The sequence below is a fragment of the Massilia glaciei genome, from assembly GCF_003011895.2.
Taxonomy (GTDB): domain Bacteria; phylum Pseudomonadota; class Gammaproteobacteria; order Burkholderiales; family Burkholderiaceae_D; genus Telluria_A; species Telluria_A glaciei.
The window spans coordinates 51,314-59,291 of the sequence record NZ_PXWF02000162.1 but is presented as its reverse complement, the minus strand read 5'-3'; the positions used below and the strand labels follow the sequence as shown (position 1 = coordinate 59,291).

Here is a 7,978-nt window from a genome sequence, read left to right as displayed (position 1 = left end):
TGCACTTGGTTCTTGAGAACGCCCCACCTTGAATGATGAGCAGTTTGTCACGCTGATCGGTGACAGCGAAACGGATGAGACGATCATGTTGTTGTCCGAGCGGGGGCATAAGGTGTACGAGTCACCAATGAAAAACTATTCACTCGTCGCCTTGGCAATTCGCGCGGCTGCACATCGAAATCTTGACCCTGTCATGCTGCTTGATTGGTGTGAGTCCTGTTTGCTGGGAGAGCAAGCTCTGTATGAAACCGAGGCAAGCACCTTATTGAGTAACTGGCAGAAAGAACGCCATGACTTATACGACTAAATATTTCTATTGGGGGAGATATGCTTATTGATCGAACTTGGTTTGGGACGTTACGTTGTGTGATCGCTGCCTGCGCACTTGGCGTGCCGATGTTGGTCGCGTGTGCAAAACCAGATGTGTCAAAAAATGTGCCGGTAAGTATTCATGGCGTTAATTACAGCGCGAACGAGTTCACTTATTTCATTGCAGATCCCAACAACGCGGGTAATAAAGGCGGGGGCGAACTCATCGAGCCTTATGCTGGGGGAGGAATCACGTGCTGCTATACCCTGCCACGGGTTTGGCGGCCAGGAATCAAGCTCGAAATTCATTCCACTCACATGCTTGTTGCTGTCGCGGATGGAGAATTGCGGGAGGTAAAAAAGACTACCGTTGTGGATGTGCCGCGTTACGTTGATGATAAGGCGGGCGAACTGTGGGTCATCCGGGATGGGGATGGCACGATGAGTGTTGTGTCGAGCGACTACCAACCGGATCACCCGAAATGGCCGTGGAAAGTGAAGGGGTGGCCGGTTCCATCATTGGCCTATCAGCGGGAGCGTTGGGAACTGTATCGGAAACACGAGCAAGATGGGATTGATCTATATAAATCAATGCTTGAGGAGTTGCGTGTCGATCCAAAAAAACATGCGGAAGAGTCTTGGGACGTCGCTAAGGAATATGATAAAGATTCAATTAAAGGTTTCAGTGGGCCAAGTGATCCGAGCTACTTGACAAAATTAAAAAAAGGAAATGAAGACGGATTGCGGCGTAGTTATGAACTTTTGGAACGTGTTATGAAAGCGAAACCATGAGTGCAATTCTATGCCAGAAGGTAAGTCATCTGTTTTTGCATGCAGAAAAATTTGAGACTCTATTTAGTAAGAAAGAAGTGAGAGTGATTCGAAAAAAATACGAGCCAAGGGAGCAACCAAAACTAAGCAAACCGGGTGAATCGTGCGTAACCAACTTGTTTTTTGGTTTTTTCTTTGATGGCACAAAGAACAATTATATGCAAGCGAATGAAGGCAAAAATCATTCAAATGTTGCCCGTTTATACGACTGTTATCCAGGCGCTGGCGTCAAGGGAGTCCTGCCGAAAGATACAGACTGGGAAGACAAGAATATGCGTTACACGCATTTCTTTAAAGCATATATGCCTGGAGTTTCGTCTCCCTTTCCCGAAGTAGGCGACCCCGGTACGGGCCAAGCAGCCGATAGAGGGGCTGCATCGGGATATCTAGGCGAAGCTCGCATCGTGTGGGCGCTAGTGCAAGCGATAAATAACGTAAATCGTTATTTTAATAAGACTCCCTTGTTTTCAAGCGAGTTTATAATTTCTCTCATTAAAAGAATTGAGCTTACGGCGGAGTCCCGAAGCCAGATGCTCGCTCCGCTTCCGAACAATAGCAACAGGGACTCGAAGATATGGGGCCCGAAAAAAGAATTCATGATACTTTTGCAGATCTTGAAACAAAACGTGGCCGCGCATCGGCGCGAAAGAGAAGGACGCCCCAAGAAGATTGATCCGGGGATAGTTGACAGTATTTATGTTTCGACTTTCGGCTTCTCGCTTGGCGCCACCCAAGCGAGAGCATTCACCAATTGGTTCATGACGCTATGCTATATCGATGCAGAACTACACAACCGTCATGGTGAATTTACACTTGGTGGATATCCTGTTGTGTTTGATTTTTTGGGTTTGTTCGACACCGTAGCATCCGTAGGCGTGGGGAACAGTCTTGGAAATAGCGATATCGGCAGGCTGTGCGATGGCCATGGCGCGTGGGCCGATGCCGAAAACAGTCTACGCGTTCCGTCGAAAGTTCGATGTGTGCACCTCGTTGCAGCCCATGAGTTAAGGCGTAGTTTTCCGCTTGACTCCATTGCGTCTGGATCAGTAACTTCAGCCAATTGGTTGGAGGTCGTCTTCCCCGGAGTACATTCTGACTTGGGTGGTGGTTACGCCCCGCTAGAGCAAGGGCGCGGTATCGAGCCCGATGGTTCGGACATGCTCGCCCGCATCCCTTTAATTTACATGTATAGGGAGGCGCGTTTGGCAGGTGTGCCATTAAAACTTGAGTTGGCGAGCCCGATTGCACAAGGCCGTTTCAAGATAAAGCTCGAGGCAATCAAGGCGCTCAATGCCTACCTAGCTGTATGCAAAAAAACTAATGGAACAATCACTGAGATTATGCGTGAACAGGCGCGGTTGCAAATTGAGTGGCGACTGGCGCGTCATCCGAAAGGCAAATCCCCCATGCAATCGAGCGCCAGTTTTATTCGCGCCAGCAACTTTGATAAAAATGACTTGGATAGTGCCAACCGCGAATTTGAAGAAGAGATCATCAATTTCGAAAAATGGCGCGCCGGTAAAGGAGCGAATTTCACGCCCGCAGTTCAAGCCCCAGGACTTAACAATGAGCACGAGCGTGAATGGGAGGAGATTGCAACATGGTGGGGGGAAAGCGAATCGCCCACCCCCGCCGTTATGAGCTTCTTCGACGATTACGTTCATGATTCGCGTGCTTGGTTCAAACTGATACCAATTGGTAATCCAGACAGCGAAGCCGGTATGAAACAAAAGTTGATTAGCATGATTGCCCGGCGAAACGAGGAAAATAGGAAGGGTGTCGTAGCCGTAAAAGACATACTCTATTTAAAACTGCTTGGCCCAATCGGAGATCATATTCGCCGTAAGTTGAGTCCTCCGCTAACTCAGGACGAGTTGAGAGCGATATCCGATTATGAGAACACCGGACAGATTCCGCGAATGCAAACCTTTGGACGAGAGCCATTTGAATCTAGTTGGAAGAGTTTTGGAGTCTCAACGCGCGGAGGCTATCTGCGGTTTCGTAAGATTTATGGTGGATCGGACACCGTATTAATTTCAAACGAGAATGGATTAGATCAGGGCTCCATTAATGTTGCCGCTGTCGATGGTGAAAAAACGAGTGGTTCGAGCGGCTGAGTGTTGCCAAATCAGCGCAGCACCCCGCGCACCGAAAAACCCTCGGTCAGGTCGCCAAATTCTCGATCAGCCCGATCTCACCCGACGACATCAGCTTGTCGATATCGACCAAAATGAGCATGCGCTCGTCGATGGTCCCGTGTCCGACCAGATAATCCGAGTTGAACGCGGTGCCCATTTCGGGCGCGGCCGTGACCTGGTCCGGCATCAGCGTGGTCACGTCCGAGACCGAGTCGACCAACATGCCCATCACGCGCCCGCCGATGTTGAGGATGATGAGCACCGTGAACTGGTCGTACACCGGCGTGCCGAGCTTTAACTTGATGCGCATGTCGATGACGGGGATGATGATCCCGCGCAGGTTGATTGATGGGCCGGTCGCTGAGAACATGTTGGGAACACCTGGACGCAGTTACGGGCATGTGTATGGCCCTAATTGCTCCCCAACTAGCTGCCGACCAGCGGACCAAGACTATGAAATCGAAGCGGAGACCTTCGGCGTAATCGGAAGTTTAGAGCAGCCGCATGTGGTTTTGCGCATGACGGCAGCGACGTCGGATGACTACAGACTCAGGCTTCCCGCCCAACCCAACGAGCCCTCGTACAACCAACCCAGCAGACCAAGTTTGAGCGGGAAGGTGCCGCCCCCGTACGAAGAAGGCAAGAAGATTTTTGAGCAGGTGCTACGTTCCATTCGACTGCGCCCCGGTGCAATCGCCGCCCTTAATGCCGAGGGTGTGACTTAGGCCGCCGTACCCGCGCCAAAAAAATAGCGCGCGCAGCGGTCACATCGCGCGGATGAGGCGCGTTGACGATGCGCGTGACCGCATGGTAGCGCCGATCTCCTGCACCGTCAGGATCTCGATCCCGTATTCTTCCGAGCCCAGCGTGAAGGCGGGAAATTCGCAGTCGGCGATTCCTTGCCCGATGCGTGGGCCGTGCCATGGGACGAGTGTGATTGCACGGTATCTTGCTAGAAATGCCAGCGGGGCGTGCTCCGACTTTTGCGTGGGCACTTGCCAAAAATTGGCCCACAGTAACCGGCACTTCGATGGAAATACGGGCGCGCGCTTGTACGTGGGGTTCTGAAGGTTGAGGTTGACTCCCGCGCCAAAAGCGTTAGACTAGGGCACATGATAGTTTTGATAAAAATTAAATAAACCATCGATGCCCGAATTCTCGGAAAACCCTCGTTGCCCTGGTGGATGACGGGGGTTTTTGACTTTTGAAACGCAGTCTGGACAGGAGGTAATGCAATGGATGATTGGATGAGGTGGCTGGTGGTGGCCGGCGTGCTGGTCGTGCTCGAGCTGTTCTCGGGCACCTTCTACCTGCTCATGATCGCCATCGGGCTCGGCTTTGGCGCCATCGCCGCGCTGCTGGGCATGTCGGTGCCGGTGCAGGTCATGGTGGCCGCCGTGGTCGGCGTGGTCGCCACCGAACTGCTGCGCCGCAGCCGCCCGCCGATGGCCGTCAACAGCGAGAGCGCGCGCGACCCGAACCTCAACATCGACATCGGCCAGACGCTCGTGGTCGAGGCCTGGCAGGACCGCCAGGCGCGCGTGATGTACCGCGGCGCGCCTTGGGACGTGGAGCTGGCCAAGGGCGCCGCCGACGGCGCCGGCACCTTCCGCATCGTCGAGGTGCACGGCAGCCGGCTGGTGGTCGCGCCGGCCTGAATTTTGTTCATCAAATAAAAAGGAAAAAGCATGGATTTCGGAATCGTAGCAATGGTGTTGTTCGTGGTGGCGGTGGTGTTCATGTTCAAGACAATCAACGTGGTGCCGCAGCAGCACGCCTATGTCGTCGAGCGGCTCGGCAAATACCATTCGACGCTGGCCCCGGGCCTGAACATCGTGGTGCCCTTCATCGACCGCATCGCCTACAGGCATGTGCTCAAGGAGATCCCGCTCGACGTCCCGCCGCAGGTGTGCATCACCAAGGACAACACCCAGCTGCAGGTCGACGGCGTGCTGTACTTCCAGATCACCGACGCGATGCGCGCCTCGTACGGCACCTCGAACTACATCACCGCGATCACGCAACTGGCCCAGACCACGCTGCGTTCGGTGATCGGCAAGATGGAGCTCGACAAGACCTTCGAGGAGCGCGACCACATCAACACCACGATCGTCAACGCGATCGACGAGTCGGCCGCGAACTGGGGCGTCAAGGTGCTGCGCTACGAGATCAAGGACCTCACGCCGCCCAAGGAGATCCTGCACGCGATGCAGGCGCAGATCACGGCCGAACGCGAAAAGCGCGCCCTGATCGCCGCCTCGGAGGGGCGCAAGCAGGAGCAGATCAACATCGCCACCGGCGAGCGCGAGGCGGCCATCGCCCGCTCCGAGGGCGAGAAGCAGGCCTCGATCAACCGCGCCCAGGGCCAGGCGACGGCGATCGTGGCGCTGGCCGAGGCGAGCGCGCAGGCGCTGCGCGAGATCGGCTCGGCGATCCACGCGCCGGGCGGGCAGGACGCGGTCAACCTCAAGGTGGCCGAAAAGTACGTCGACGCGTTCTCGCAGCTCGCCAAGACCAACAATTCGATCATCGTGCCGGCCAACCTGGGCGAGATGAGCGGCCTGATCGCCAGCGCGATGCAGATCGTCAAGGCGCAAAAGTGACGCGCGCGCGACGCCCGGCGTGACGGCGCGCCAGACCCTGGTGGGCTTCATGCTGCTGCTGGTGGCCGTGGGCATGGTCGACGCCCACATCATGGAGTCCGGCCTGCGCGAGGCGCCGTTGATGAATATGTTGCAGTGGCTCGCGCTCAGTTACATGCTCTTCAGCTGGTACTGCAGCGACGGCAACGCGCGCGGCTACGTTCGCTCGCGCTGGCTTAGCATGGCGGTGGTGTTCGGCGCGTTCCTGGCCATTCCCTACTACCTGGTGCGCAGCCGCGCGCCCGGCAAACGGCTGATGGCGCTGCTCAGGTTTGGCGGCCTGTGCGCGCTCGCCTTCGGGGCGCTGCTGCTCGGGATGGTGGTCCGCATGCTGGCTGAAGTGGCTTAAGTGGCTTAAGTGGCTGAAGTGGCTTAAGTGGCTTATTTGTTCACGCCCGGAGACAAACGCAATCGTCCCAACCAATACGTCAGGAGGATCGATGGTTTCTACCAAGTCACCCCCCGGGTTTCGCATCACTGAAGGCAATCGCTTCCCCAATTGCGTCGTCCCGGTCGCCACCGCGGTGCCGGCGTTTGTCGGGTACACCCCCAAGGCGGAGTACAGGGGCAAATCCTACCTCGACAAACCGACCAAGATCACGTCGCTGATGGAATTTCAGGCGTTTTTCATGCTCGACGATCCGGCGGCGCCGGCCGACCCGGCCAGGCAATACAGCCCTGAGTATTACCTGGTCGCGCAAAAGGAGAAACCGGCGGCTGGCGAATATCTGCCCATCGACGGCCAGTACCATTCGATCTTGCCCGATCAAAACACCATCTACCATTTATATAACAGCGTGCGCCTGTTCTACCAGAACGGCGGTGACGCCGCCTACATCGTTTCGGTCGGCCCCTACGGCCCAGCAAGCGGCAAGCCGATGGCGGACCCGGCCGCCAACGTGGTCAATCCCAACGTTCGCCTGGAGGACCTGAAACGTGGCTTGGCCTCGCTAAGCGCTGAACAAGAGCCGACGATGTATGTGTTTCCCGAGGCTACGCTGCTGACGCCCGCGGAAAATGGCACGCTGATGCAAAGCGCCTTGATGCAAGCCGAAGAAATGGGAACCGTGGTGTGCCTGTTCGATATCATCGGCGGTGCCAGTCCGGATCCTGTCCTCTACACGACGGATATCCAGAATTTCCGCAACAGTTGCGGCAACGCGGGTCTCAAATATGGCGTGAGCTATTACCCGTTCATCGGCACCAGCGTCATGCAGGGCGCCGACATCGACTTCACCAACCTGTTCGGTGGCGACACCAAGCAGCTGGCGCTGTTGTTGAATCCGCCCGCGGCGCCCAATCCGGCGGCCGCGGCCATCATCGCCAAGATCGAGTCGCCGGGCGTGCCGGCCATGTCGAACAGCCAGTTGCAGGCGGCGCTGCTCGTTGCCAGCCCGCTGTACCGGCAGATCGTGACCCAAGTGCTGAACCTGGCCAATGTGCTGCCGCCCAGCGGCGCCATCGCCGGCGTGTACTCCGTCAACGACAGTGGCAGCGGGGTGTGGAACGCGCCGGCCAATACCGGCATCGGCGGCGCCACGAGTTTGCCGATCCGCCTGTCGGACAGCGAGCAGGAGAACTTGAACCTTGATGCGCTGTCCGGCAAGTCGGTCAATGCCATCCGCTTTTTTAACGGCCTGGGCATCTTGATCTGGGGGGCGCGCACGCTCGATGGCAACAGTCAGGACTGGCGCTACGTCGCGGTTCGCCGCACCATGATTTTTATCGAACAGTCCGTCAAACTGGCCGCGCGAAGTTATGTGTTCGAACCGAACAACCAGAACACCTGGCGCGCCATCGGCAGCATGATCGGCAGTTTCCTGACAGACCTTTGGAAGCAAGGGGGCTTGCAAGGCGCGTCCGCGGCCGATGCCTTCACCGTAAGCGTGGGGCTCGGTTCGACAATGACGAAGGACGATTTGCTCAACGGCTACATGAACATTTCGGTGCAGGTGGCGGTGGCCAGGCCGGCCGAATTTTTGGTTATTTCAATCCGGCAACAGCAGCAGACCCGGTCCTGAGCGCCACGCTTGTCGCGGGCGCGCTGGTTTAAGCGTT

General features: G+C 56.4%; 8 protein-coding genes. 7 read left to right on the top strand and 1 reads right to left on the bottom strand.

From position 1 onward, the window contains the following. Positions 1-28 precede the first annotated feature (28 nt). From C7C56_RS10735 to C7C56_RS10725, 3 genes are read left to right on the top strand one after another with little or no spacing between them, the layout of a single operon-like run. Entirely contained in the window at positions 29-307 is a 279-nt protein-coding gene (locus tag C7C56_RS10735; RefSeq protein ID WP_106757412.1) for a hypothetical protein, read from the top strand. A gap of 20 nt (positions 308-327) precedes the next feature. Then, entirely contained in the window at positions 328-1,101 is a 774-nt protein-coding gene (locus tag C7C56_RS10730) for a DUF3304 domain-containing protein (protein ID WP_106757411.1), read from the top strand. Then, positions 1,098-3,257 carry a T6SS phospholipase effector Tle1-like catalytic domain-containing protein gene (locus C7C56_RS10725; RefSeq protein ID WP_106757410.1) on the top strand — a complete coding sequence of 720 codons (2,160 nt, stop codon included), beginning with the start codon at positions 1,098-1,100 and terminating at the stop codon, positions 3,255-3,257. Before C7C56_RS10730 ends, C7C56_RS10725 begins: the two co-directional genes overlap by 4 nt. Positions 3,258-3,303: 46 nt before the next feature. On the opposite strand, the gene C7C56_RS10720 is transcribed toward C7C56_RS10725, so the two are convergent. Next, positions 3,304-3,648, bottom strand: coding sequence for a chemotaxis protein CheW (locus C7C56_RS10720; protein ID WP_106757409.1), 345 nt, complete (start codon positions 3,646-3,648; stop codon positions 3,304-3,306). Between the two features lie 865 nt (positions 3,649-4,513). Here C7C56_RS10720 and C7C56_RS10710 point away from each other — a divergent pair. From C7C56_RS10710 to C7C56_RS10695, 4 genes are read left to right on the top strand one after another with little or no spacing between them, the layout of a single operon-like run. Further along, positions 4,514-4,936 (top strand): NfeD family protein, encoded by a 423-nt coding sequence (locus C7C56_RS10710; protein WP_106757408.1) that lies wholly within the window; start codon positions 4,514-4,516, stop codon positions 4,934-4,936. Between the two features lie 30 nt (positions 4,937-4,966). Next, a complete protein-coding gene (locus tag C7C56_RS10705; protein ID WP_106757407.1) occupies positions 4,967-5,881 on the top strand; it encodes an SPFH domain-containing protein in 915 nt (304 codons plus the stop codon). A gap of 19 nt (positions 5,882-5,900) precedes the next feature. Further along, positions 5,901-6,269, top strand: a complete 369-nt coding sequence (locus C7C56_RS10700; RefSeq protein WP_106757406.1) for a hypothetical protein — start codon at positions 5,901-5,903, stop codon at positions 6,267-6,269. Beyond that, positions 6,193-7,941 (top strand): phage tail sheath family protein, encoded by a 1,749-nt coding sequence (locus C7C56_RS10695; protein WP_229458709.1) that lies wholly within the window; start codon positions 6,193-6,195, stop codon positions 7,939-7,941. The genes C7C56_RS10700 and C7C56_RS10695 overlap by 77 nt, the downstream gene beginning before the upstream one ends. Positions 7,942-7,978: the final 37 nt, after the last annotated feature.